The following is a 26,994-nucleotide window of genomic DNA, read 5'->3' as shown; positions in this document are numbered from 1 at the left end:
TTATGGCAGTTAGCTTTTAAGGCATCATGTCCAAGGAACGAGAGTAAGGTAAAAAAGCCAATGACTACGAATTCAAAGTTTTTAAATGCAGCATCTGTATTGGTGTTAAAGATGGGGATGTTTGCCCCAGCAACGGTTTTTATGTCAATTGCTGCGGTCGGAGAAATACAAGCGTCTGTAGTCCGCTCTATTGAGGTTCGTGGGAATAAGTTTGTAAGTTCTCAGGCGATTCGAGACAATATGGGGATTAAGGTTGGGCAAGGTGTTTCCAGTGGTGATGTTGATAGTGCTGTGAAGAACCTTTTCGAATTGGGTTTATTTTATGATGTTAAAATAAATCCGGTGGGTGATAAATTGGTTGTATTCGTAAAAGAATATGAGGTTGTCAATCAAATATTGTTTCAAGGAAATAAATCTTTTAAAGACCCAGATCTTAAGCGGTTTATTTCTTTAAAACCGAATGAGCCTTTTAATTCTGCTAAGCTTTCTGCTGATATAAATACAATTCGTGAGGCTTATAAAACTCTTGGTCGTAATAATATCACTGTTAACGTTCAAACGATTAACCTTGGAAAAGGGCGGGTTAATGTGGTATTTAATGTCGTTGAAGGGAAAAAAACAAAGATTGGTGATATCACTTTTAAGGGAAATAATGTCTTTGGAAGTCGTCGTTTGCGTGATGTGATTTCAACAAAAACTTCAGGAATTTTTTCGAAGTTGTTGGGAGGTGATGTTTACAGTGAAGAGCGCCTCGCTGTTGATGAAGAAGCTTTACGTCGCTTTTATTATAACCGTGGTTATGCAGATTTTCGTGTAGTCTCTTCTAAAGCAACTTTTGATGCAGCAAGCAATACGTATAAAATTTCTTTCGTTCTTGATGAGGGTGCGCTCTATAAAATTAGCGATATTCAGGTTGAGAGTGATGTTGATGGAATTGACGTTCAATCTGTGAAAAGGATGCTTAAAACCCAGCCAGGTAATGTTTATAGTGCAGAAGATATTGAACAGTCTGTTGCAACTATTAATAACAGAGTTGCTGATTCGGGATATGCTTTTGCTAAAGTTGAACCGCGGGGAAATCGTAATTTAGCAAATCATACAATTTCAATTTTATATAATATTGAACGGGGTACACGTGCTTATATTCAACGTATTGATATACGTGGCAATGAGAAAACGCGTGATTACGTCATTCGCCGTGAGATTGATTTAAACGAAGGAGATGCTTACAATCAAACTTTATTACAGCGGGCAAAACGTCGTCTAGAAAGTTTAGGTTTCTTCAAAGCCGTTAATATTTCAATGGTTCCTACAGATCAATCTGACCAAGTTGTTTTGGTAATAGATGTCGTTGAAGCTTCAACAGGAGATCTTTCTCTTTCTGGAGGGTATACAACAGGGGGAACAAGTCCTGGTATGTCACTTGAAGTTTCTGTTACTGAACGTAATCTTGGGGGACGTGGTCAATATGTTCGTTTAGGATTAGGTGCGGGGCAAGAAAAATCTCGTAATTATAATTTATCATTTGTTGATCCTTATTTCTTAGGGTATCGTTTATCTGCTGGTGTTGATGTTTTTCGTAGTACTTATCGTGCTGATAAAGCCTATGATGTACGGCAGACAGGTGGATCGCTGCGGTTTTCGTTACCTATTAATAATCAATTATCTGCTAATGTAGCTTATTCTTATGTGCAGGAAGAATATGATTTTGGCGGAGAGTATGATTTTGACAAAGAGAGTGACATAATAGAATTATATGGGAAATATTCTGGTGCGATTGTTCAAGCTGCAAAACACAGCCCTTGGAAACGTTCATCAATTAGTTATGGTTTCACCTATAATACGATTGATGATATGAGATCCCCCCATGATGGGTGGTACGTGCATCTGCTTCAGGAATATGCAGGGCTTGGTGGGAGTGCAAAGTTCTTGAAGACCACGGGTAAGGCGATGATGTACAAGACTCTTTCTGACCAGAAGGATATCGTTGGTTTGCTTTCCTTTGGGGGTGGTTATATCCACGGAATGGGCCGAGATGGTGTTCGTATTTTCGATATGTTTAAAGTAAATTCTGATATGATTCGAGGGTTCAAATATAATGGAATAGGTCCGCGTCAGGTTTCCAGTAAGGGTGAGGTTTATTTCTTGGGGGGAACGACATATATGAATGCGACTGCTGAAGTACAGTTCCCTATCCCTGTCGTGCCTGAAGGATTTGGGTTGCGCGGTGCTTTATTTGCGGATATTGCCACGCTTTATGGCAATAATTATAAAGCCGTTTTTAAGGGTGAACCGTCTGTTACCAATACCAAAAGTGCTTGGCGTTCATCTGCAGGTGTGAGTTTGATGTGGGATTCTCCGTTTGGTCCTTTGCGTTTTGATTATGCTTGGCCAATAACGAAGCAGGAAGGTGATCGTTTGCAACAATTGAACTTTGGTATTTCTACGAAGTTCTGATTTGAGCGATTTTAAGAAGGAAAAACTTGAAGAGAATAGCTTAAGCTGGGAGAGAAAGTGTTTTGATGGCGGATACATTTTTTTTTACGCCGTCCCGACGATTGACAGTTGCAAATGCTGCTGAGTTGACGGGTGCAAAGCTTCTTAATCCAGAGTTTTCTCATAAAGTTATCAATACTCTTTCTTCACTTGAGAGTGCTGTGGAAGGTTCGCTTGTTTTTGTAGAGCATCGGAAGTTTTCTGATGCTTTACTGGACAGTTCTGCTGTTGCTGTTTTGTGTACGAATGAGATTGTTTTTAAAGTTCCCGAAACTATGGCAATTTTGGTGACATCCACACCACAGCGTGACTTTGCTCAGATTGGTCGTATTTTGTTTCCAGATTCTGTCAAGCCAATGCCTTGGTTGGGGCAGAAGGGGATTTCATCGCATGCGCATATTCATCCAACGGCTAAGTTGGCACATGATGTGTGTATTGAAGCGGGAGCTGTTATTGGTAAAAATGTTGAGATTGGTGCAGGAACTCTTATTTCATCCACAGCTGTTATCGGTGAAAATTGCCGTATTGGATGTGACTGCTATATTGCTCCTAAGGTAACAGTTCAGTGTTCTATAATAGGTGATAAGGTTCAGCTTTATCCTGGTGTTTGCATTGGGCAAGATGGTTTTGGTTATGTTGGGGGCGTTTCTGGAATCGAGAAAATTCCACAGCTTGGTCGCGTTATTATTGAGGATGGTGTAGAAGTTGGTGCGAACACGACAATTGATCGTGGAACATTTCAAGATACTGTTATTGGTGAAGGAAGCAAGATTGATAATCTTGTACAAATTGCCCACAATGTCAAAATTGGACGCTATTGTCTTATTGCCGCTCAATGTGGCATTGCGGGAAGTACATCTATAGGGGATATGTCTCAGCTTGGCGGAAGTGTGGGAGTAGCGGATCACATCATAATAGGTAAATCTGTTCAGATTGCTGCTCGTAGTGGTGTTATGAATGACATTCCGGATGGCGAAAAATGGGGAGGTAGTCCAGCGCGACCATTTAAACAATGGTTTCGTGAAGTAGCGGCATTGCGCAGTATGGGAAAAGTTAAAAAGGAGAAACGCTGATATGATCAGCAGTGAAAAAACTAAAAACTTAGAGGCTGTCGATATTGAAAAACTATTATCAATATTACCGCACCGTTATCCATTTTTATTAATTGATCGTATCGTTGATATTGATGGTGAACAAGAAGCGATTGGTATTAAAAATATAACGATTAACGAGCCACATTTTATGGGACATTTTCCCTCAAAGCCTGTTATGCCTGGAGTTTTGATTTTAGAAGCTATGGCACAAACGGCAGGAGCAATAGCACTTTTAAATTTAGGCAATAAGCAAACAAATTTAGTTTACCTTATAACGGTTGATAATGCGAAATTTCGTAAGCCGGTTATGCCTGGTGATCAGCTAAAAATCCATGTTCAGCTTTTGAAAAAAAGATCTGGTATGAGACGTTTTTCATGTGTTGCAAAAGTAGAAGATGTTCGCGTCGCTGAAGCAGAAATTGCTGCGATGATTGTCGAAGAAGCATAAACGATATTTGATGGGAATTAAAAAATGTCCGGTACGAAAATCCATCCAACTGCTCTTGTGGAGAAGGGAGCGCAGCTTGGTGAGAATGTACGCGTTGGACCATTTTGCCATATTAGTTCAGAGGCTGTTATTGGTGATGAATGTAGTTTGACAAGTCATGTTGTAATAATGGGAAAGACAACGTTAGGAGCCAAGAGTAAAGTATTTTCTCATGCCGTTTTGGGGGCAGATCCGCAAAATAATAAACATAAAGGAGGGGCTACAACTCTTTTTATTGGTAAGAATTGTACGATTCGTGAAGGTGTAACAATGCATAGGGGTTCCGATTCGAGTGTAGGAATGACAGTTGTTGGTGATAATTGCCAATTTTTTTGTTATGCGCATATCGCTCACGATTGTTATGTAGGCAATCATGTAACATTTGCCAATAACGCAATGATTGCTGGTCATGTTACTATTGGTGATTATGTGATTATTGGTGGTGGTGCTGCTGTTCATCAATTTGTTCGTGTTGGACACCATGCATTTATCGGCGGCGTATCTGCACTGGTTGGTGATCTGATACCTTATGGAACAGCTGTTGGTGTGCAGGCAAAACTTGCTGGACTCAATATTATTGGCATGAAGCGTGCAGGACTTGAGCGTCAAGATATTCATGCACTCCGTCATGCGGTTGCTATGCTTTTTGATCATAGCAAACCATTTAAAGAGCGTGTCAGTGATGTTGCTTCTTTCTATTCTTCTTCTCAGTCTGTTTCTGAAGTTGTTAATTTTATTAAAGAAGAAGGAAAGCGTTTTTATTGCACACCAAAATTTGAAGGTGTTAGAATAAAAGAACATAAGGATTAAAAATGCCTATTTGGGGAGCCAGAAGTTTTCTTTCCGGCCGTACTGCTATTATAGCAGGAAATGGTGTTCTACCGATTACTGTTGCGCAGACTCTTGAGAAGAATGGAGAAAATCCTTTTCTTGTGCTTTTGCATGGTGAGGCAGATTCTGTTCTTTATCGCTATGAGCATTGCGAGCTATCAATTGTAGAGCTAGCACGACTCGTTAAAATTTTAAAAGAGGCTGGTGTATATAATGTTGTTTTGGCAGGTGGTGTGAAAAAGCGTCCACTTCTTAAACAATTGCGACTGGACTGGACAACATTTTTAGCTCTTCCTAAGTTAATCGGAGCTTTGAAGAGGGGAGATGATGCGTTATTAAAAGCTTTTATACGGGTTATTGAAGCACACGGTTTTTGTGTTATTGGTGCTCACGAAATAGTCCCAGATCTTTTAGCTCCCATAGAATTTAATTTAACAGTACGGCGCGCTACTCCAAAAGAGAAAAAAGATATTTTTTTAGCAGTAGAAGCAGCAAAGCTTTTAGGTCAATTAGATATCGGGCAAGCCGTTGTCGTTGTCCAAGGAAGGGTGGTTGCTCTAGAGGGCGCTGAGGGAACTGATAATATGTTGTGGCGTATTTGTGAAATGCGAGAAAGAGGGCAAATTCCCCTTAAAGGTGGCATTCTTGTAAAATGCGCAAAACCACAACAGGATAATCGCGTTGATTTGCCATCAATTGGGCCCGCGACAATAATGAATATTGCAAAGAGTGGTTTATCTGGTGTTGCGGTGGAGGCAAATAGAAGTCTAATATTATCAGTGAAAACAACAATAGAAAAAGCCAACAAATATTCTTTATTTATAGAGACATTTGAAAAGTTTGGTCATGAATAATTGTTTCTTAAAGATTGCAGTGGTTTCAGGTGAGGAATCTGGTGATTTACTTGGGGCCGATCTAATTTCTTGTTTATCACAACAGATAGGATGCAATATTCATTTGATTGGTGTTGGGGGGAGCCATTTAAAGGCATTAGGCTTAAAAAGCTTTTTTGATTCCCATGATATTGCTTTAATAGGTTTAAAGGAGGTGTTGAAAAAACTACCATTGTTGTTGCTACATATTCGCAATTTATCCAAATTTATTGCACAAGAACAACCTGATTGTTTAATTATTATTGATAGTCCTGATTTCACGCATCGTATTGCAAAAAAGGTACGTGCTTTAGCGCCTTCTATTCCTATCATTAAATATATTGCACCAACCGTTTGGGCATGGAGGCCAGAGCGTGCAAAAGCTATGTGTGGATTTGTTGATCATGTTTTAGCGGTTTTTCCTTTTGAAGAAAAGATTATGCAAGATTTGGGAGGCCCTGCCACGACTTATGTTGGACATCGTCTTTTGACATATCCTCCCCTTTTGAGAGTTCAGTCAGAAAAAAAAAGCCAATTAGAACAAAGAAATTTGATCGATACACAAACATTATCGCCTACATTAGTTATTTTGCCAGGATCACGCAATTCAGAAATTCGTTCCTTAATGCCTATTTTTCGAGAAACAGTAGAGATTCTTGTACAACGTATTCCTCATTTACGTATTATTTTACCAACCTTACCTCATTTGGTAGATAGAATCCGGGACTTTGTGCAGGGCTGGAAAAGCAAGATAGAAATTGTAGTTGGTGAAGATGAAAAATGGCGTGCTTTTGCACAAGCAGATGTTGCTCTTGCTGCACATGGAACTGTTTCACTTGAATTAGCCTTAGCAAAAGTTCCTATGGTTCTTTGCTATAAACTTGATTTCTTTTCTAAATTATTTATTTTTCCTAAAATGATGTTATGGAGTGCTGCTCTTCCAAATATTATTGCTGATAAGCCTATTGTTTCGGAATATTTGAATGAATTAATCCGTCCTGGCATGTTAGCAAGACAGGTAGAACAACTTTTGGCTAATCCTTTATTGCGACAGGCACAACTTGATTCCTTTGAGATGGTAGAACAGAAAATGAAAACTGAAGTACCATCGGGGGTTGTTGGCGCACAAACAATTATCACTCTTTTAAAAAGCAGGAATAAAATTGTATAAATAAAGCAATATTTTAATGATTAATATTTAATTTTAGCAAGAAAATTACAAGCACGTTGGCTTTTAGGATTGGTAAAAAATTCTTCAGAGGCTGCATCTTCAACAATTTTTCCATTTTCTAGAAAGAGTATTCTTTCTGAGACTTTACGTGCGAAGCCCATTTCATGGGTAACACAAAGCATTGTGATCCCTGTATCGGCTAATCGAGCCATCACTTCCAAAACTTCTCCCACACTTTCTGGATCAAGAGCAGAGGTTGGTTCATCAAAAAGCATGACTTCGGGTTCCATACAAAGTGCACGGGCAATCGCAACACGTTGTTGTTGCCCACCAGAAAGTTGTAAAGGATATTTTTCACAGTGTTTTTCAATACCAACATGCGTTAAGTAACGAATTGCCCGTTCTTGTGCTTGTTGTTTGGAAAGCCCTTGAACGGTCATAGGTGCTAAAATACAATTTTGTATAACGCTCATGTGGGGAAATAAATTAAAGTTCTGAAAGACCATTCCTATCTTACGAAGAACATTTTTTTGCTGTTGTATAGGTGCAGTATGGATATCAACGTTATGGATACAGATTGAACCTTTTTGTGCTTGTTCTAATTGATTAATACAACGAATTAACGTTGATTTTCCTGATCCGGATGGTCCACAAATAACGATATGTTCACCAGCTTGAACATTAAAGTTGATATCATGTAGGACCTGAAAGTTTCCATACCATTTATTTAGATTTTGGATAGAGATCACAGGGTTTTTACTGGGAGAGATCGATTTATTATTTTTCAAATTCATCTTATTTTATTCTTTCATTGATGAAGAACTTGATTAATTCAACATTTTGATTTGATACTGTTTTTTATGATCATTTTATTTACCGTAAATATCGAGTGAGGCGCTGCTCGATAAAAACAATAAAACGATGAATGAGTTCAACGATAAAGAGATAGATAAGAGCAGCCCAAACGTAAACTTGAAAATCGAAAGTCCGTGAATAAGCGAGTTTAGCAACCCCCATTAAATCATAAACAGTAATAAGTGAGGCAACAGCACTGGATTTAATCATTAAAATCAACTCATTTCCTAAGGGGCGTAATGCTACAATCATTGCTTGTGGAAGAATAACTCTAAAAAATGTGACAGAGTTGCTTAAACCTAAAGCTTTTGATGCTTCGCGTTGTCCAGTTGTTACGGATAGAAAACTTCCTTTAAAGATCTCAGATTGATAGGCAGCAGAATTGAGTGTAAAAATAAAAAGACAACAATACCACGCGTTTTGAAAAAACCACCATAGCCCCACTTGTTGCCAAAAACTGTTCATTGAACCAAGCCCATAATAAAAAAGAAAGAGTTGAGCTAATAAAGGAGAGCCACGGAAAAAATAGACATAAGCATTTGCAAAATATTGTAAAAATGTATTCTCTGATAGACGTGCAAAAGCGATAATCATACCAAGAAAAAGGCCTAGAGAACAAGAAATAGAAACAAGTTCAACAGTAACAATAAAGCCATTAATAAATTTGGGTCCATAATGACTTAAAAGATCAGGATTAAAAAGAAAATAAAGCCACTCAGGAATCATTGACTTAGCACCTTTTTATAGCCTATTTGAGTATATGTTTCCAAATGGCGTAAGATTGCAGTAAAAACCGCTGAAAATAACAAATAGAGTAAGCATGCTACAAAATAAAATAGCATGGGTTTATTGGTAGCAGCGACAGCTAGATTCGTTTGTCGCATGAGGTCAACAAGCGCGATGGTAGAAACAAGGGATGTATCTTTCAGTAAAGTAAGCCAATTATTAGAAAGTCCTGGCAAGGCATTTCGGATGAGCTGAGGGAAGACAATACGAAAAAATGTGGTTGACCGTGAAAGTCCTAAAGCTTTAGCTGCTTCATATTGACCTTTATCAAAAATATTAAATGCTCCAAGCCAAACTTCACAAGAAAAAGCTGCAAGAACCATACTAAGGGCAAGAACACCAGCAACAAAAGCATTGATACTGAACATGATTTCAAAACTAAAATAGTCAAATAAATTTTGAATAAGGCTTTGTAATCCGTAGTAAACTAAAAACAAAGTTAAAAGCTCTGGTAGCCCACGAAATATCGTTGAAAAGAGGCGTGCCATAGCTTTGGCCATCTTAATATTGGATCGAATCATCACTGCATTGAGAAGCCCTAGAGGAAATCCTAGAAGTCCACAACATAATGCCAATGACAAAGTCATTCCTGCACTGGAAAGTATAACTGCTCCCCATCCACCATTGCTAAATGATAGCAATGCTAAATTTTCAATCATTCTTGTATTCCTCATGAAAGAGTTAGATAATATTTTTTAGCAATAACCAACGGGTTTCATTAAAATATCATATTGATATTTAATAAACATCACTTGTAAAATATTTCCTCATAATTTTTTCATAAGTTCCATCCAAACGGATTTCTTTTATAGCTTCATTGAACTTATTTTTAAGATCATTATTATTTTGACGGACTGCAATTGCAACAGGAAATCTTGTTTCTTCTAGAGTTCCCAAGAGGAGACAACAATCTTTTCCTTCATTTTTAAGCCAATTTAATGCTTGTAATTTATCAACAATGATCACATCAAGTCGATGATTTAAAAGATCACGATTCACTTCTATTGTGGAAGGATAGAGTTTTATTTTCACCTCTTCAGAGGCAAAATGATCTTCTGCATAGAAAGCTTGTGTTGTATTTGATTGCACACCAAGATTTTTACCTCTAAAGTCTTTTGTCGAGATTTCTTTAATTCCCGAAGCTTTGGTAACAATAACAGCCAGTGCTGTATCGTAGTAAGGATCTGTAAAGTCAATTTTTTGTAAACGCTCTTGTGTGAGAGAGAGGGAAGCAATGATAGCATCATATTTTTTTGCAATAAGTCCAGGGATCATTCCCTCGAAGTCTTGTGTAACAATAGTACACTCAACATTCATTTTTTTACAAAGTGCATAAGATATATCAATATCAAGTCCCTGCAATTTATTATTTGAGTCAATATAACTGAAGGGAGGATAGGTGCCTTCACTCGCAATTTTTAATGTTTTCGCATCAGCCAATTGGGTGAATAGTGCGGCGCTTATTATAAGAGCTCCTGCTAATAGTTTCATGATGTTCTCCTATTGGATAAGCGGGCAATATGAAATCATTATGTTTTTATAATCTGTAAGCTTTTTGGGAGCAATTCAAAAATTTATTGATGTTTATTTTAGATCATTATGTTGGGCATTATTGATAAAAAAAGAATAAATATCTTATTGCTTGTATGATAGCTTAATTTTCACGAAATGATTGATTTGAATCATTTCATGAGTAAAAACTGAGGATTTTTCTTGAAAATAAGGCTATTAAATTTGAACATAAAAAAATTAGATTTTGATACGGTAAAAATACAACCTTATTGTTGTCATTAGATTCTACAAAATGTTTAGATCTCAAGGAGCAATTAAAAGTTATTTTGATAAATGTAAATTTTCTTATAAAAATGCCGAATTTCCAATTATACCTGCATGTTCAATAAAGAGTTAAAGATACCCCTTAAATATACAGATTGAGTTTTAATTCATAGTACTATCTAATTGATATCGAAAGTAAAATATTTTCTCATAATTTTCTCATAGGTTCCATCGGCGCGGATTTCTTCTATTGCTTTATTAAAACTGTTTTTAAGATCATTATTATTTTGACGGAGTGCAATTGCAATAGGAAAATTTGTTTCTTCTAGAGTTCCCAAGAGGAGACAGCAGTCTTTTCCTTCATTTTCAAGCCAATTTAATGCTTTTAATTTATCAAAGATGATGATATCAAGCCGATGGCTTAAAAGATCACGATTAACTTCTGTTGCTGTAGGATAAAGTTTGATATTAACTCCTTCAGAGGCATAATGATCTTCCGCATATGCAGCTTGTGTTGTATTTGATTGTACACCAAGGTTTTTACCTCTAAAGGCTTGTGTTGAGATTTCTTTAATTTCCGAATTTTTGGTAACGATAACAGCGAGTGCTGTGTTGTAGTAAGGATCTGTAAAATCAATTTTTTGTAAGCGCTCTTTTGTAGGAGAAAGGGAAGAAACGATAGCATCATATTTTTTGGCAAGAAGACCGGGAATCATCCCCTCAAAGTCTTGTGTGACAATAGTACATTCAACATTCATTTTTTTACAAAGCGCATAAGATATATCAATATCAAACCCTTGCAGTTTGTTATTTGAGTCAATATAACTAAATGGCGGATAAGAAGCATCGCTTGCAATTTTCAGCGTTTGAGAATTGGCCGATAGGGTAAACAGTGTCGCGCTTATTATAAGAGCTCCTGCTAATAATTTCATTATGTTCTCCTATTAGATAAGCTGGCAAATATGAAACCATCATGAATTTTTATAATCTGTAAGCTCTTTTGGAGCAATGTAAAAAATTTATCTGTGTTCATTTTGCTATCATTATGCTGAATATCATTATCAAAAAAATAATTTCTTTTTATAAAGTATGGGAATAAAAAATATAGGAAAGAAAGTCACCTCTTATTGGTTATAGGGTGATTTTTAATAATTTTATTTAAAAATCAATAATTTATCTTTAAAAGAAAAACTATCAACTTAAATACAAAGAAAATTTCAGCTTTTAACAGGACAAAATGTAAAAGTGTTTTTATTCTAATTAGAGAAGCACTTAATGTAAGCTTTTTGCAATTTTATCTGAAGAAGATAGAAAGAAAAATTCTGACATTGCTAGATTTTAATATGTAATAAGGCTTTTAAACATGGGGGAATGATAGGGAATACATTTCCATTAAAGATAATGAGGATTATAAGGTAAAATTTTCAATTTCTTTTTGCTAAATGTTTGGCTAATTTGCAGAAGAGTATTCTCAATTTCTTTACAGAGCTAAAACTTAGAATTTTTTAGTAAATTTTTATGATGATGTTATCTCTGTAGAAAGAGTTTTAAAATCACGTTTTATAAAAATTTTTAAAGGATGTTTTTTGATTACTCTCAATAAAGCTTCAGTAAATTGAAGCTTTATTGATTTCTTTTTTTAATTTGCACGTTCATCTATAGGAACATAGTCACGCATAGCATAGCCTGTGTAGAGTTGTCGAGGACGACCAATTTTTTGTGCAGGGTCTTCAATCATTTCTTTCCATTGTGCCACCCACCCGACACTGCGCGCCAATGCAAAAAGGACAGTAAACATTTCAGTTGGAAAACCTAGAGCTTTTAATGTAATGCCGGAATAGAAATCAACATTGGGATAAAGCTTTTTCTCAATAAAATATTCATCACTTAAGGCAATTCTTTCAAGCTCTATTGCAATATCAAGAAGAGGGTCATCTTGAATGTTGAGTTCTTTTAAAACTTTATGACAGGTTTTTTGCATGATTTTTGCACGTGGATCATAATTTTTATAGACACGGTGCCCAAAGCCCATAAGGCGGAAAGAATCATTTTTATCTTTTGCACGTGCAATAAATTCAGGAATTCTTTTAATAGAACCTATTTCTTGTAGCATTTTTAGGCATGCTTCATTGGCACCACCATGTGCTGGTCCCCAAAGGCATGCAACACCTGCTGCAATACAGGCAAACGGATTAGCACCTGAGGATCCAGCAAGACGTACCGTAGATGTAGAAGCATTTTGTTCATGATCTGCATGAAGGGTAAATATTTGATCCATCGCCCGAGCAAGCACAGGGTTTGTTTTATATTCTTCACAAGGAACAGCAAAGCACATATGGAGGAAATTTGCAGCATAACTAAGATCATTACGTGGATAAACAAATGCTTGTCCAATACTGTATTTATAGGCCATAGCAGCAAGCGTTGGAACTTTTGAGATAAGACGAACAGAAGCAATCATTCTCTGGTGAGGATCTGTAATATCAATAGAGTCGTGATAGAACGCAGACATAGCGCCAAGGCAGGCAACCATGACGGCCATAGGATGAGAATCACGACGGAAGCCATGGAAGAAGCGTGCAAATTGTTCGTGGACCATGGTATGCTGCATAATACATCGATCAAATTCATTTTTTTCTTGCTGTGTTGGGAGTTCACCATAAAGTAAAAGATAACAACTTTCGAGAAAGTCTCCTTTTTCAGCCAATTGATCAATAGGATAACCACGATAAAGCAATATGCCTTTATCACCATCGATATAAGTAATTTTTGATTCACAAGAAGCTGTTGAAGTAAAACCAGGATCATAAGTAAAAATATCGGTTTTTTTATAGAGAGAAGCAATTTCAATGACTTCAGGTCCACTCGTGCCTTTACGCAAGGGAAGCTCTACTTTTTTATCATTCACAATAATATATGCGTTATTCTCAGACATTCGGTATTCCTTTCAGATCCTTCACTTCTAAAAATTAAGACTCTGCTTCATCAGAGTGGGGGATGTATAACTGAAGCTTTTCTTACTTATTTAAGGGTAGATTGCCTCTAAAAGTGAGTACATGCAATCTAAAAATATTTCCTTATTGATCATTATTACTCAATAAGAAATGTATTTCAATGATATAACATAAAAAACTCTTTTAGGGCGCGTTGAGATATCTGTATAGATCCTTATTTGAGGAAATATACTCAGTGCACATCATGGGCATATTGTTGTGATAAGTTGGTCCTTGATGCGATGAAGGGATTCATTGCGTCCTAATAAAATAAGAATATCCAAAACACCTGGTGATGTTGCACATCCTGTAAGAGCTGCGCGAAGTGGTTGGGCGATAGATCCAAATTTGAGATTCTGTGTTTGGACAAAAGAGCGAAGTGTTTCATCTAGAGTTTTTGTATCCCAAGAGGGGCACGCTTTCAGAGCAAGATAAAGATCGTTTAAAATGGTTCGTCCATTTTTATCTAAGAGCATTTGAGCTTTTTCATCAAGTTGTAAAGGTCGTTGCGTAAAAATGAAGGAGGCATTGTCAATCAGTTCGCACAGTGTTTTTGAACGTTCTTTCAAATGCGGGATTGCTTTTAAAAATTGAACACGGCGTTTTTCATCAAGTCTTTCAATAATTTGTGCTCCCCTATCGGTTTCTGGTAGAATATTAAGAGCGGCATCAAAAAGTTCTTGATCATTACTCATACGCATATAGTGTCCGTTGATGGAATCGAGCTTTTTGAGATCAAAACGAGCAGCACCTTTGTTAATATCCTCAATATCAAACCAAGAAATCATATCTTTAAGTGACATCAGTTCGTCATCACCATGACTCCAACCTAAACGGACAAGGTAATTGCGCAAAGCAGCAGAAAGATATCCCATTGTTCGGTAGGCATCAACACCGAGCGCACCATGTCGCTTTGATAATTTTGCACCGTTTTCACCATGGATAAGAGGAATATGGGCCATAACAGGAATGTCCCATCCCATTGCTTTAAAGATAATCGTTTGTCGGGCTGCGTTGGTAAGATGATCGTCACCACGTATAATATGTGTGATGCCCATATCATGATCATCAACGACAACAGCATGCATATAGGTAGGCGAACCATCAGAACGTAAAATAATAAAGTCATCGAGATCTTTATTAGGAAAACGGACATCACCTTGAACACGATCATGTACAATCGTTTCTCCATCTTGAGGGGCTTTGATGCGAATAACAGGCTTAACACCTTTAGGAGCTTCAGAACTATCACGGTCACGCCAACGTCCATCATAACGTGGTGGGCGCCCTTCTGAACGGGCTTTTTCACGCATTTCAGCTAACTCCTCAGGTGAAGCATAACAATAATATGCTTTGCCATTCTTGACCAACTGTTCAGCGATTTGGCGGTGACGTTCTGCTCGTTCGAATTGCGAAATAGGGGCGCCATCATAACTAAGACCCATCCAGTGCAAGCCATCTATAATGGCTTTTACAGCTGCTTCGGTTGAACGCTCTCGGTCTGTATCTTCAATTCGTAAAAGCATTTTTCCACCGGTATGTTTTGCATAAAGCCAATTAAAAAGAGCAGTACGAGCACCACCAATGTGAAGGAAGCCAGTGGGTGAAGGGGCAAAACGAGTAATAACAGACACGAATATTTTCCTTTAAACTAAGATATTACTTATGGAATTTTATAGAAAAGTCATGTTAGCATAAGTGATGGGGCGTGCAATAGCCGTATTGCGAGTTAAAGTGGGGGACTGATGTTTTATAAAAGTAAAGAGGGTTTATCCGAAAAATCTGTTACAGAAAGAAAAAAACCATGTCAGATAGGGCAGAGTGTTTTTTCTAGGTATGATGATGCAAAGAACAGTAGCTATAATCAACAAAAACTTTTTTTATTGACACTCTTAAAAGAAGTAATCATTTTTTTTCGCAAATGGTTAGAAGATTGTATTAATAAAGAAGTTTCTTTTGGTATCCTTTTTTCGCTGATTTTAGTCTTTTTTGCCCTAGGAATCATTTTCTATTTTCATTTAGAGTGGGAACCAAGTTGGGGACAATTGGGGGCGTTGGTCAGTATTTTTCTGGGAATATTCTATGTAGCACGTTTTTATCGAAAAATATCGATTCCCGTGGGGTTTCTGTTTTGTATTATATTGGGTGCTTTAGCGGCAAAAATAGAAACGTGGCGTATTGCAACACCCATGCTAAGCAGTGACATTGTCACTACATTGACGGGAAGAATTGTTTCTATTGAGTCAGGTGCCAAAGGAGGATTTCGTTTAGTTTTGGATATTTTGAATACAGAAAATCCCGTATTACGCCATAGTCTTCATCGTGTTCGTTTATCGGCAAGATATTTGCCATCTGGCTTAGCGATTGGTGATGGATTGCATGGAAAAGTTAAGATTCGTGCATTCTCTGGGCCGGTGCGTCCAGGAGGCTACGATTTTAGTTTTCATAATTATTTTAAAAGAATTGGAGCACAAGGCGTTTATTTAGGAAAACCAAGAAAAATATCCGTTTCGCAGCCTGATGGAATATTCGCTATCATTCTACAGAAAATTGAAAATTTACGCACGAAGATGACACAAAGAATCCGTATAGCCCTTGAAGGAGAAAAGGGGAGTGTTGCAGCTGCCCTCATAACAGGGCAGCGTGCTGGTATTTCAAATGAGACAAATGAAGCATTACGTACAGCTGGATTAGCTCATATTTTATCAATATCAGGTTTACATATGGCGTTGTTAAGCGGCATAGTTCTTTTGAGTATCCGTAGTTTTTTAGCATTTTTTCCAGTTTTTTCTTCCTATTATTCCAGTAAAAAATTTGCTGCTATCGTTGCTTTTATGATAACAGCTTTTTATTTGTTATTGTCGGGCTTAGCAATATCAGCGCAAAGAAGTTTTGTGATGATTGCTGTTATGTTGGTTGCTATATTGTGTAATCGCTCTGCTATAACAATGCGTAATTTTTCCATTGCAGGGTTGATAACTCTGGCGATGACACCCCATGAAATATTAGGTCCTAGCTTTCAAATGTCCTTTTCTGCGACTGCTGCTTTGATCGCTTTTTTTGATTGGTGGAGTGGAAGATCATTTTTTCGTAAAAGAAAAACAACTCCCTCTTATGTTGGAGGGGGAGTGATAAATTTTGTTTTCTTATCGATTCTTTCAACATGTGCTTCTTCCTTTGTTGCAGGGAGTGCAAGTGGAATTTATGCTGCTTATCATTTTTCTAATATGGCATCTTTGAGCATTATCAGTAATGCCTTTGCTTTGCCTGTCATCTCAATTTTTGTCATTCCCTTTGGATTAATCGCAGTTCTTGCAATGTTAGGAGGATTCGAATGGCTTCCTCTTCAAATTATGGGTTTTGGAGTTGATCTTGTAATAAAGATTGCACATGCTATCAAGGCTATTTCTCCTGATTTGAATCCTGGTTTTATGCCGTTATCAGCGTTAGTTTTATTGAGCATAGGCTTGGTTGGACTGACTTTTTGCAAAACACCCATCCGGCTCTTTTTTAGTTTGTTTATTTTGGCAGGTGTTTCTATTTGTGTATTGCATTCACCTGTACAACTGATTATAGCAGATAATATGCGCCTCGTGGGCGTTATTCATGATAAAAAATTATATATTGATCGTTACCATATTTCTAAGTTCACGACATCCATATGGAAAAAGTCATTTCGTGTGAATGAAACGATTAAACCAACAAAATATGGTCCTTCGTTACACGGACAATTTATTTGTGATTATCATGTATGTACATCTTTATTGGATAATGGATTAAAAGTGATCGTTTTACAGAGAGAAACAGATCAATGTGTAGAGGCAGATATTCTCATTCAGACATTTGTGATGCATAATCCAACTTGTTACAAGAAGGCAAAAATAGTATTTATACCTCAACAATTGTTATCACGAGGAAGCGTTATGATGACCAAAGGTGGAGATATTATTTGGTCTTCGCTAGGGTTTCATAGACCATGGAATATGCACAGACAGCATTCATAAAAACATATAATCAGTCATATTTTGCTTCACATTTGGATAATGACAAAACAAAAAATAACAGAAGACTTTTCTCATAATATTTTACGGTATTTAAATTGGTAAGTTTATCAACGTTATTGAAATGAGATAATAATCTACAGTTTTCTAGAAATAGATGATTTTTTATATCTGATCATTTTAATTTTTTCAAAAAAATTGATATGTGCATCTTTGTGCATCCTATTGATAGCACAAAATAAATCAAAAATTCTTATTGAATGAGAAAAATGCTAACAAATATTCTCAAAGAAATAAAAAAGATAATTGTTGATTATTCTATTTTATTCTTATCATATATTTCTATAACGAGTAACATCTCTTCAAGCAAGAGATGATGGTCAATTTAAATAGATTGCGTCAAGAGGTTATCTTTTATTATCATTATTATCGGTGGTAATAGGGGTGATAAATGCTGCTTATACGGATAGAAGGCAAAGTCATTCATGAATGTTCAGCAGTTAAAAAAAATGGCAGCTATTAAAGCGCTTGAGTTTGTTGAAGATGGTATGCGGCTTGGTATCGGATCTGGTTCGACAGTCAATGAATTTATTCATCTTCTAGGTGAGCGTGTTGCGGATGGTTTGCGGGTGACTGGTGTTGCTACTTCAAAATATTCTGAACAACTCTGTCATAAGTTTGGAGTGCCTGTTAGCACTTTAGAACAAATACCTGAGCTGGATCTTGATATTGACGGAGCAGATGAAATTGGTCCTGAGATGATGCTCATTAAAGGGGGAGGGGGAGCATTGTTGTATGAAAAAATTGTAGCGTCGGCATCTCGTGCAATGCTTGTCATTGCGGATGAAACAAAGGTGGTAAAAAGACTTGGTGCTTTTGCACTACCAATTGAAGTTAATCCATTTGGTATCCACACAACATGCAGAGCCATTGAAAAAGTCGCTGATGATTTAGGGCTTTCTGGAAAAATTGCATTGCGAATGAATGGAAAAAATCCTTTTGAAACAGATGGTGGCCATTTTATTCTTGATGCATTTTGGGGCTGCATTTTGCAACCAAAACCATTATCGGATGCACTTCTTGCTATTCCTGGTGTTGTTGAGCATGGCCTTTTTTTGGGGTTGGCTTCACGTGCAATTGTCGCTATGGCTGATGGTCAAATAAAAGTTTTAGAACCGTTTGATTTTTAGAAAAGGCATTTACATGATGATATGTTAGCACAGTAAAAAAGGGTCTTAAAGATTTTAGGTAGAATAACGAATTAAAATTATAATTAGCGATCGGGGTAATCATTAAATGAAAATAATATTTTCTTTTCAGCGTTTTGTCGTATATTTTAGTGCAATTGCTATTTTTGTTGTGAATGTTGGCATGGCTTATGCACAAGGTGTGAGTGATCAACATTTAGATTCAGCGCGAAAGGCAATCAGAGCTATTCATGCAACGGATCAATTTGATAGCTTTTTACCAAATGCGGTCCATGATTTCAAAAATGAACTGATTAGCGATGATCCGAATTTGGCAACAGCTATTTCTGATATTGTTGATAAGCAGGCGCTTGCTTTAATTAAAAGGCGCTCTGATCTAGAAAAAGAGATTGCTCATGTATATGCAAAATATTTTACTCAAAAAGAGCTTGATGCGATAACAACATTTTATAATTCTGATACCGGTAAAAAGTTTTTGACAGAAGTCCCCAATATTGCACGTGATTCTTATTCAGCATTTGATATATGGCGTACTGCTCTTATGCGGGATCTTGTAGAAAATGTGAAAAAAGAGATGTCTGAAACACTTAATTTGAATAATTCTACTATGCCTACAAATATGCCTATAAAATCAGAATCTTCAGAAAATAAAAAATAGCTTGATCGATATCATGACAACAATGGGCAATTTCTGATTTTTTTAATAGCGGCGGTTTTCCCGCCGTTTTAAATATTTTAATGAGAATAAGTCTTTTTAGAATACTGCTTTATAAAAAAGGCTTCTTCAAAAGAAAAAAAGACTTTCATTTGATAATAAAAGATCTTAGCCTACTCTTGCAGATGTATAAGAAGGAATAATTCGTGGGCTCTTTTGACTTTGATTTATTTGTTATTGGAAGTGGTTCTGGTGGAGTGCGTGCAGCACGGCTTGCTGGAGGTCTTGGCAAGCGGGTCGCTATAGCAGAGGAATATCGTATAGGGGGCACTTGTGTTATTCGTGGTTGCGTTCCCAAAAAACTTTATGTTTATGCATCACAATATGTAAAAGAATTTAAGAAAAGTGTTGGTTTTGGGTGGGAATATGCGGATCCAATTTTTAGCTGGGAAAAGTTGGTTGCAGCTAAAAATAAAGAAATATCAAGGTTAGAAGGGCTGTATCGTAAGGGATTAGAAAATAACAATGTGCATATTTATGAAAGTCGTGCTACTTTTATAGATGATCACACATTAGAGCTTTCTGCCACGGGTGAGCGGGTAAGTGCAGAAAAAATTTTGATTGCAACGGGAGCAAAATTTGCACAAAATACTCCCATAGAAGGTGGTGAATTTTGCCTTACTTCTAATGAGATTTTTGACCTTGATCAACTCCCAAAATCAATAGTCATTGTTGGTGGAGGGTATATTGGTGTTGAATTTGCTAATATTTTTCATGAATTAGGTGTAAAAACAACACTCCTCCATCGGAGTGATTTAATCCTTCGTAATTTTGATCATGATTTGCGGCAATTGCTCAGCGATGCAATGATTGAAAAAGGGATTTCTATTCTCTACGGAATAACAATTTCTAAAGTGCAGGCTGCAGAAAATTGTTATGAAGTTGTTTTATCAAATGGGAAAATAATCAGTGCCGATCAGATTATGTTGGCTACGGGGCGTGTACCAAATACAACGGGTTTAAGACTTGATAGGGCAGGTGTTCAAGTGGATGAATTTGGTGCAGTTGTTGTTGATGAGAAAATGACAACAAATATCCCCCATATTTGGGCTGTTGGTGATGTAACAGGTCATATTCAATTAACACCTGTTGCGATTCATGATGCAATGTGTTTTGTTAAGACAGCATTTGAGAATATTCCCACAACACCTGATTATGATTTAATTACAACAGCAGTTTTTTCACAGCCAGAGATTGGAACGGTGGGTCTTTCAGAAGAAGAGGCGGTAAAGCGTTATAAGCGTCTTGAAATTTATCGTACAGTTTTTCGTCCTATGCGTAATGTTCTTTCTGGTAGTTCAGAGAAAATGCTTATGAAACTCATTGTTGATGGTGAAAGCCGTATTGTTGTGGGCGCTCATATTTTAGGGGAAAATGCTGGTGAGATGGCACAGCTTATAGGGATATCTCTCAAGGGTAAGCTGACGAAGGATATTTTTGACGAGACGATGGCAGTGCATCCAACGATGGCAGAAGAATTGGTAACAATGTATAAACCAAGTTATATATATGAAAATGGGAAGAAAATAGAAAGTTAAACAGCATATATTATGGTAAAAAGTTTTTGATATGCTAATCTTTAAGCTTAATCTTTAGAGAGAGTGTAATGATAAAAGAATGGGCGCCTGACACTTGGAGAACAAGGCCAATTAAACAAGTTCCGACTTATCCGGATAAGTCTATGTTAGAAGATGTTGAGCGAAAACTGAGAAGCTATCCTCCTTTAGTTTTTGCCGGTGAAGCACGTGATTTAAAAAATGAATTAGCAGCCGTTGCGAAAGGCCAAGCTTTTTTATTACAAGGTGGTGACTGTGCCGAAAGCTTTGCAGAACATGAAGCTGATAATATCCGTGATTTTTTTCGCGTATTTTTGCAAATGGCGATTGTTTTAACCTTTGGTAGTTCTAAACCGGTTGTTAAAATTGGTCGTATTGCTGGTCAATTTGCAAAGCCTCGCTCTTCTGATACAGAAAGAAAAGAGGGGGTTGAATTTCCTGCTTATCGTGGGGATATTATTAATGGCATTGAATTTGAAGCCGGTTCTCGTATTCCAGATCCGCAACGGATGTCTATGGCTTATCGCCAATCTGCGGCAACACTTAATCTATTGCGTGCTTTTTCACAAGGTGGCTATGCTAATTTAGAAAATGTTCACACATGGATGTTGAGTTTTGTTTCTAACAGTCCGCAGGGAGAACGTTATGAATTATTGGCAGAGCGTATTTCTGAAGCAATTGATTTTATGCGTTCTATAGGGATTACATCCAAAACACATTCTTCATTGCGTGAAACATCTTTTTATACCAGTCATGAAGCACTGTTGCTTGGTTATGAAGAGGCTTTGACTCGGATTGATTCAACTTCAGGAAATTGGTATGCAACATCTGGTCATATGCTATGGATTGGTGACCGTACGCGTCAGATTGACCATGCTCACGTTGAATATTGTCGCGGCATTAAGAATCCTATAGGATTAAAATGTGGTCCTTCCATTGAGCCTGATGAGCTTTTAAAATTAATTGATATTTTAAATCCTGAAAACGAGTTGGGGCGGCTTACTCTCATTACGCGCTTTGGTTATGATAAAGTTGAAAGTTATCTGCCTAAACTCATCCGTGCCGTTGAACGCGAGAGGCGTGCGGTTATATGGTCATGTGATCCAATGCATGGCAATACAATTACTGCCAATGGTTATAAGACGCGTCCCTTTGATTATGTTTTAAAAGAAGTAGAGAATTTTTTTGCAGTGCATCGTGGAGAGGGAACTTATCCAGGAGGCATTCATATTGAGATGACAGGTCGTGATGTTACTGAATGTACAGGAGGGGCGCACGCCATTTCTGTGGACGATTTATCTGATCGTTATCATACGCAATGTGATCCACGGTTAAATGCAGATCAAGCGTTAGAATTGGCTTTTCTTGTTGCTGAACTCCTTAAAAAAAATCGCGTGACTGACTCGTTAGCAATTGCTGCTGGGGGGTAGGCAAAAATTTGCCTAATATTTTTAGGTCATTATGGCAGAAAAGAATTTTAAAAAATGATGTTTCCGATGATGAAGAATAAAGTTGTGGTTGCTAAACTGATGAAATGATACAAAGGCTTATGAAAAATGATTTTCGGGTATCAATTGCCCAATTAAATCCTATTGTCGGTGATATTGAGGGGAATTTTTCTTTAGCTGTCATGGCGCATCAAAAGGCCAAAGAAGAGGGGGCTGATCTTGTTTTATTCACGGAACTTTTTATAAGTGCTTATCCGCCGGAAGATCTTGTTCTAAAACCTGCTTTTACAAAAACATGTGAAGAGACTGTTGAGAAGTTAGCAAAGATAACCGTAGGCGGACCAGGAATTGTCATTGGTCTTCCATTAAGGCGCAATGGTAATATTTACAACGCTGTCATGGTTCTTGATGAAGGGAGAGTCATTGCCGAATGTTTGAAGTTTGATTTACCTAATTATGCTGAATTTGATGAAAAGCGTTTATTTTCTTCAGGTCCACGTCCTCAGCCTATTGTCTATCATGGAATTAAATTAGGAATAGTCATTTGTGAGGATCTTTGGAATGATTCCTCTCTTAGTACAGAGCTTAAAGATAAAGGAGCGGAAATTATTCTTGTCCTTAACGGATCTCCTTATTATCGTAATAAAACATTAAAACGTATAGACGTTGTTCATACACAGGCTCTACAATCTGGAGTGCCAATTATCTACGCTAATCAAGTAGGTGGTCAAGATGAGCTCGTTTTTGATGGTGGGTCTTTTGCCTTGAATGGACAAGGCAAAAAGATATTTCAAATGAAACACTTTGATAGCCATATTGCTTTAAGCCATTGGCAAAAAACAACGACGGGATGGCACTGTATTTCAGGTCCTAATGAAAGTCTTCTCAATGGATTAGCGGCTGATTATCAAGCTTGTGTTTTGGGGTTGAAAGATTACGTTAATAAAAACGGCTTTAAGGATGTTATTCTTGGTCTTTCAGGAGGAATTGATTCAGCCCTGTGTACGGCAATGGCGGTGGATGCTCTTGGTGCTGAGAGGGTTCGCACCATTATGATGCCCTATCATTATACTTCGCAAGAATCATTAAAAGATGCCAAAGAATGTGCTGATCTTTTGGGATGTCGTTATGAAATCATACCGATTGCACAACCTGTTGAGGCTTTTTTAAAGACAATGGCACCTGTTTTTTCAGGGTTACCCTCTGACGTCACAGAGGAAAATCTTCAAAGTCGTATACGCGGTACACTTTTAATGGCGCTTTCAAATAAATTCGGCTCAATGGTGGTAACGACAGGCAATAAGTCAGAAATGGCTGTGGGATATGCAACACTGTATGGGGATATGAATGGCGGGTTTAATCCTCTTAAAGATATTTATAAAATGCAGGTTTATGCATTAGCGGAGTGGCGCAATAAAAATCACTTGCACAATTTGAGAGGACCAGAAGGAATGATCATTCCATCCAATATTATAGAAAAAGCACCCTCTGCAGAGCTGCGGGAAAATCAAAAAGATGAAGATTCTCTTCCGCCTTATCCTATTTTAGATGATATATTACAATCTCTTGTAGAAAATGACATGAGTATTTGTGATATTGTTAAACGTGGACATTCACGAGAAACTGTTGCGAAAGTTGAACAGCTTCTTTATGGTGCCGAATATAAAAGGCGTCAATCTGCGCCTGGTGTAAAAATCAGTTACAAAAATTTCGGACGCGATCGTCGCTATCCTATAGTCAATCATTTTCGCGATAAAAATTGAGTATTATTTTATGGTTAAAGTTCGTTTTGCTCCCTCTCCAACAGGTTATATTCATATTGGCAATATCCGTATTGCGCTTTTCAACTGGCTTTATGCGCAAGCGTATAAGGGAGAATTTATTTTACGCTATGATGATACAGATATTGAACGTTCTAAACAAGAATATATCGATGCTATTGCTGTTGACCTTGAATGGCTTGGTATTCAACCAGATGCAATTTATTACCAATCCAAGCGATTTAATCGATATGATGAAGTGGCAGAAATTCTCAAACAACGTGGCCTTCTTTATCCTTGTTATGAGACAACAGAGGAATTAGAGCGGCGTCGTAAAATCCAGCTTTCACGCAAATTGCCTCCTGTTTATGACCGTGCAGCATTGAAGTTGACAACAGAAGAGAGAAAAAACTTTGAATCACAAGGTCGTAAACCCCATTGGCGTTTTCTTCTTCCTAATTTTGAAAGTGATCCTTTACACACAAAGCGAACAGAAGTTTGCTGGAATGATGCAATAAAGGGAAAGCAGACGATTGATTTAGCTTCTCTTTCAGATCCTGTTCTTATTCGTGAAGATGGAACCTATCTTTATACATTGCCGTCTATTGTTGATGATGTAGATATGGCTATTACGCATATTATTCGTGGGGATGATCATATTACAAATACAGGCGCTCAAATTGCTCTTTTTAAAGCTCTTAATGCAGAATTACCGGTTTTTGCTCATACCAATTTATTGGCGACAGTTTTAGGAAAAGGATTTTCAAAACGTAATAATGATCTTTCTATTCGTTCTCTACGGGAAGAAGGATTTGAATCTATAGCTGTTCAATGCCTTGCCGTTTTGATTGGGACATCGCAAAATGTGCATCCCTATCCCAATCAAGCTGCGCTTTTAGAGCATTTTAATCTCCAAGATACGTCAAGATCCGTTGCAAAATTTGATATTGCTGATCTTCTTGCTTTGAATAGTCATCTTGTCCATGAGTTAACCTATGAGGAAGTAAAAATGCACCTTAAAAAACTTTCTATTGAGGGAGATAAGGCGGAATATTTCTGGAACGCGATAAGAAGCAATATTAATAAAGTCAATGAGGCTGTTTTTTGGTGGAAAATCATTCATGATGAACAGAATTTTGATACAGTAGCACTAGAGGATCGTGCTTTTGTGCACCAATCACTCGATTTCTTACCTGAAGGTGCTTTGAATGAGGAAAGTTGGAAAATTTGGACAACAGCATTAAAAGAAAAAACAGGTCGAAAAGGAAAAGCTTTATTTATGCCATTACGTCAGGCACTTACGGGCATGGATCATGGACCTGAAATGGGAAAAATTTTGCAGCTTTTAGGGCGTGAAAAGGTAACGGAAAGGCTCTCTAGGAAATAAGAGCGGATTTTTTAAAAGTATTTCGTTCATTTCACTCTAAAAGAGAGTAGAGAACGGGTTTATTTACATGTTTTTATAAGCATGAAAGCAGGAATATCATCACCAAATCCAATAGGTGTGTAATTCTTATTTTTTCGTGAGCGTTGTTGCTCAGATGGCTTCTCCTTATTATTTGCATTTTTGATATATTCTGTTTTATTCTCTTCTACAGATTTTTTAGTGTGAGCAACAGTCTCTTTTGGAGCAGTTTTCTTTGATGGTTTTGAAGATTTTTTCTTTACAACAATATCTTCTGTTTGATCATCGGCTATTAAAGTTGAGAGATCTCCATTGAGCCATTCAATTTTTTCATTACTCATTTCCTCGATGGCATTGATATATTTTTGATCAGCTTTTGTAACGATTGTAAAGGCTTTTCCGCTACGATTTGCACGCCCTGTACGACCAATTCGATGGATATAGTCTTCAGCATGTGTAGGAACATCATAGTTAAATACATGACTTACAGCTGGAATATCGAGTCCACGGGCAGCAACATCAGAAGCAACAAGAAGTGTAAGTTTATTATTTTTAAAATCAGCTAGGGTGTTCATGCGCGAATATTGGTCCATATCTCCATGAAGTGCCCCTACATTAAAGTTATGTTTGATGAGCGATCTAAAAAGTTCAGAAATATCTCTCTTTCGATTACAGAAAATGATTGCATTTTGAAGCTCTGCACCTTCATTTTGGATAAGTTCTCGTAAAACCGCTCTTTTATCCCATGATTTATTTCCAGATTTGACAAGCCGTTGTGTAATTGTGGTAGCTGTTGAGGAAGCTTTTGTAACTTCAACAGATACGGGAGAATGTAAAAATTGTTTCGTTAGTTTTGTAATTTCTGGCGCCATTGTTGCAGAAAAGAACAAAGTTTGACGCGTAAAAGGGGTTAGCTTACAGATGCGTTCAATATCAGGAATAAAGCCCATATCCAACATGCGATCAGCTTCATCAATCACAAGGATTTCAACGCCCATCAGGAGTAGTTTACCGCGCTCGCAATGATCAAGAAGGCGCCCTGGTGTTGCTATAAGAACATCAGCTCCTCGTTCAAGTTTGCGATCTTGGAGTTCAAAAGATACCCCACCAATCAAGAGAGCAACGTTTAAACGATGATTTATTCCGTATTTATCGAAATTTTCTTCAACTTGAGCTGCAATTTCTCTTGTTGGTTCTAAGATGAGCGTACGGGGCATTCGTGCTCTTGCACGACCTTTTTCAAGGAGAGTGAGCATAGGCAATACGAAAGAGGCGGTTTTACCTGTTCCCGTTTGGGCGATTCCTAAAACGTCTTTTCTTTGAAGGACATGCGGAATTGTTTCACTTTGAATAGGTGTCGGAGCTGTATACCCCGCTGATTTCACTGCATTAATAACCTTTGCGGAAAGACCTAAATCATCAAAACTGTTTAAAGATGGTATCATTTTTTTATCAACTGCTCTGTGATTTTAACTGCGCTATCTAATGATGATTATAACCAATATTTTACACTCTTTAAAAGTGTTAAGATGTTTTCACA

At 37.3% G+C, this 26,994-nt stretch carries 21 protein-coding genes; 13 read left to right on the top strand and 8 right to left on the bottom strand.

Annotated features, from left to right (window positions below; all coding sequences use genetic code 11):
• Positions 1-60: 60 nt before the first annotated feature.
• From bamA to lpxB, 6 genes are all read left to right on the top strand, one after another.
• Positions 61-2,457: an outer membrane protein assembly factor BamA gene (gene bamA / locus ACFIMP_RS06585; protein WP_375686152.1), complete on the top strand. Its 2,397-nt coding sequence runs from the start codon at positions 61-63 to the stop codon at positions 2,455-2,457.
• A gap of 65 nt (positions 2,458-2,522) precedes the next feature.
• A complete protein-coding gene (lpxD, locus tag ACFIMP_RS06580) occupies positions 2,523-3,569 on the top strand; it encodes a UDP-3-O-(3-hydroxymyristoyl)glucosamine N-acyltransferase (RefSeq protein WP_375612127.1) in 1,047 nt (348 codons plus the stop codon).
• Position 3,570: 1 nt separating this feature from the next.
• A complete protein-coding gene (fabZ, locus tag ACFIMP_RS06575; RefSeq protein ID WP_375686151.1) occupies positions 3,571-4,038 on the top strand; it encodes a 3-hydroxyacyl-ACP dehydratase FabZ in 468 nt (155 codons plus the stop codon).
• Positions 4,039-4,062: 24 nt separating this feature from the next.
• A complete protein-coding gene (gene lpxA, locus ACFIMP_RS06570) occupies positions 4,063-4,887 on the top strand; it encodes an acyl-ACP--UDP-N-acetylglucosamine O-acyltransferase (protein WP_375609506.1) in 825 nt (274 codons plus the stop codon).
• Positions 4,888-4,889: 2 nt separating this feature from the next.
• A complete protein-coding gene (gene lpxI, locus ACFIMP_RS06565; RefSeq protein WP_375612129.1) occupies positions 4,890-5,762 on the top strand; it encodes an LpxI family protein in 873 nt (290 codons plus the stop codon).
• The gene (gene lpxB, locus ACFIMP_RS06560; RefSeq protein WP_375686150.1) at positions 5,755-6,951 is read left to right on the top strand and encodes a lipid-A-disaccharide synthase; all 1,197 of its coding nucleotides are present in this window, start codon (positions 5,755-5,757) and stop codon (positions 6,949-6,951) included. Before lpxI ends, lpxB begins: the two co-directional genes overlap by 8 nt.
• A gap of 20 nt (positions 6,952-6,971) precedes the next feature.
• Here the strand turns inward: lpxB and ACFIMP_RS06555 are convergent, their stop codons facing one another.
• The 7 genes from ACFIMP_RS06555 to gltX (ACFIMP_RS06525) all read right to left on the bottom strand — a co-directional run bounded on the left by ACFIMP_RS06555 (position 6,972) and on the right by gltX (ACFIMP_RS06525) (position 14,995).
• Entirely contained in the window at positions 6,972-7,745 is a 774-nt protein-coding gene (locus ACFIMP_RS06555; protein ID WP_375612131.1) for an amino acid ABC transporter ATP-binding protein, read from the bottom strand.
• Positions 7,746-7,824: 79 nt separating this feature from the next.
• Positions 7,825-8,532, bottom strand: a complete 708-nt coding sequence (locus tag ACFIMP_RS06550) for an ABC transporter permease (protein ID WP_375612132.1) — start codon at positions 8,530-8,532, stop codon at positions 7,825-7,827.
• On the bottom strand, positions 8,529-9,251 hold the full coding sequence (locus tag ACFIMP_RS06545; RefSeq protein WP_375612133.1) for an ABC transporter permease: 723 nt from the start codon (positions 9,249-9,251) through the stop codon (positions 8,529-8,531). The genes ACFIMP_RS06550 and ACFIMP_RS06545 overlap by 4 nt, the downstream gene beginning before the upstream one ends.
• A 79-nt stretch (positions 9,252-9,330) precedes the next feature.
• Positions 9,331-10,083: a transporter substrate-binding domain-containing protein gene (locus ACFIMP_RS06540; protein WP_375612134.1), complete on the bottom strand. Its 753-nt coding sequence runs from the start codon at positions 10,081-10,083 to the stop codon at positions 9,331-9,333.
• A gap of 464 nt (positions 10,084-10,547) precedes the next feature.
• On the bottom strand, positions 10,548-11,300 hold the full coding sequence (locus tag ACFIMP_RS06535; RefSeq protein WP_375612135.1) for a transporter substrate-binding domain-containing protein: 753 nt from the start codon (positions 11,298-11,300) through the stop codon (positions 10,548-10,550).
• A gap of 707 nt (positions 11,301-12,007) precedes the next feature.
• Positions 12,008-13,303, bottom strand: a complete 1,296-nt coding sequence (gene gltA / locus ACFIMP_RS06530; protein ID WP_375613475.1) for a citrate synthase — start codon at positions 13,301-13,303, stop codon at positions 12,008-12,010.
• Between the two features lie 261 nt (positions 13,304-13,564).
• A complete protein-coding gene (gene gltX / locus ACFIMP_RS06525; RefSeq protein WP_375686149.1) occupies positions 13,565-14,995 on the bottom strand; it encodes a glutamate--tRNA ligase in 1,431 nt (476 codons plus the stop codon).
• A gap of 111 nt (positions 14,996-15,106) precedes the next feature.
• Here gltX (ACFIMP_RS06525) and ACFIMP_RS06520 point away from each other — a divergent pair, with 111 nt between their 5' ends.
• The 7 genes from ACFIMP_RS06520 to gltX (ACFIMP_RS06490) all read left to right on the top strand — a co-directional run bounded on the left by ACFIMP_RS06520 (position 15,107) and on the right by gltX (ACFIMP_RS06490) (position 25,436).
• Positions 15,107-17,365 carry a ComEC/Rec2 family competence protein gene (locus tag ACFIMP_RS06520; protein WP_375613477.1) on the top strand — a complete coding sequence of 753 codons (2,259 nt, stop codon included), beginning with the start codon at positions 15,107-15,109 and terminating at the stop codon, positions 17,363-17,365.
• A 482-nt stretch (positions 17,366-17,847) separates the two neighbouring features.
• Positions 17,848-18,552 carry a ribose-5-phosphate isomerase RpiA gene (rpiA, locus tag ACFIMP_RS06515; protein ID WP_375613478.1) on the top strand — a complete coding sequence of 235 codons (705 nt, stop codon included), beginning with the start codon at positions 17,848-17,850 and terminating at the stop codon, positions 18,550-18,552.
• Positions 18,553-18,658: 106 nt separating this feature from the next.
• Positions 18,659-19,228, top strand: a complete 570-nt coding sequence (locus ACFIMP_RS06510; RefSeq protein ID WP_375612140.1) for a DUF2059 domain-containing protein — start codon at positions 18,659-18,661, stop codon at positions 19,226-19,228.
• A gap of 203 nt (positions 19,229-19,431) precedes the next feature.
• Complete coding sequence (gene gor / locus ACFIMP_RS06505) at positions 19,432-20,823, top strand: glutathione-disulfide reductase (protein WP_273790686.1); 1,392 nt, start codon at positions 19,432-19,434, stop codon at positions 20,821-20,823.
• A gap of 68 nt (positions 20,824-20,891) precedes the next feature.
• Entirely contained in the window at positions 20,892-22,271 is a 1,380-nt protein-coding gene (locus ACFIMP_RS06500) for a class II 3-deoxy-7-phosphoheptulonate synthase (RefSeq protein WP_375686148.1), read from the top strand.
• Between the two features lie 119 nt (positions 22,272-22,390).
• The gene (locus ACFIMP_RS06495; protein ID WP_375613481.1) at positions 22,391-24,052 is read left to right on the top strand and encodes an NAD+ synthase; all 1,662 of its coding nucleotides are present in this window, start codon (positions 22,391-22,393) and stop codon (positions 24,050-24,052) included.
• A 10-nt stretch (positions 24,053-24,062) separates the two neighbouring features.
• The gene (gltX, locus tag ACFIMP_RS06490) at positions 24,063-25,436 is read left to right on the top strand and encodes a glutamate--tRNA ligase (RefSeq protein ID WP_375686147.1); all 1,374 of its coding nucleotides are present in this window, start codon (positions 24,063-24,065) and stop codon (positions 25,434-25,436) included.
• 59 nt (positions 25,437-25,495) lie between these two features.
• On the opposite strand, the gene ACFIMP_RS06485 is transcribed toward gltX (ACFIMP_RS06490), so the two are convergent.
• On the bottom strand, positions 25,496-26,899 hold the full coding sequence (locus ACFIMP_RS06485) for a DEAD/DEAH box helicase (protein WP_375620798.1): 1,404 nt from the start codon (positions 26,897-26,899) through the stop codon (positions 25,496-25,498).
• Between the last annotated feature and the right edge of the window lie 95 nt (positions 26,900-26,994).

Source organism: Bartonella sp. AP65SXKL, from assembly GCF_042195725.1.
GTDB lineage: Bacteria > Pseudomonadota > Alphaproteobacteria > Rhizobiales > Rhizobiaceae > Bartonella.
The sequence above is the reverse complement of the archived record's forward strand: the minus strand, read 5'-3'. Positions and strand labels throughout refer to the sequence as shown.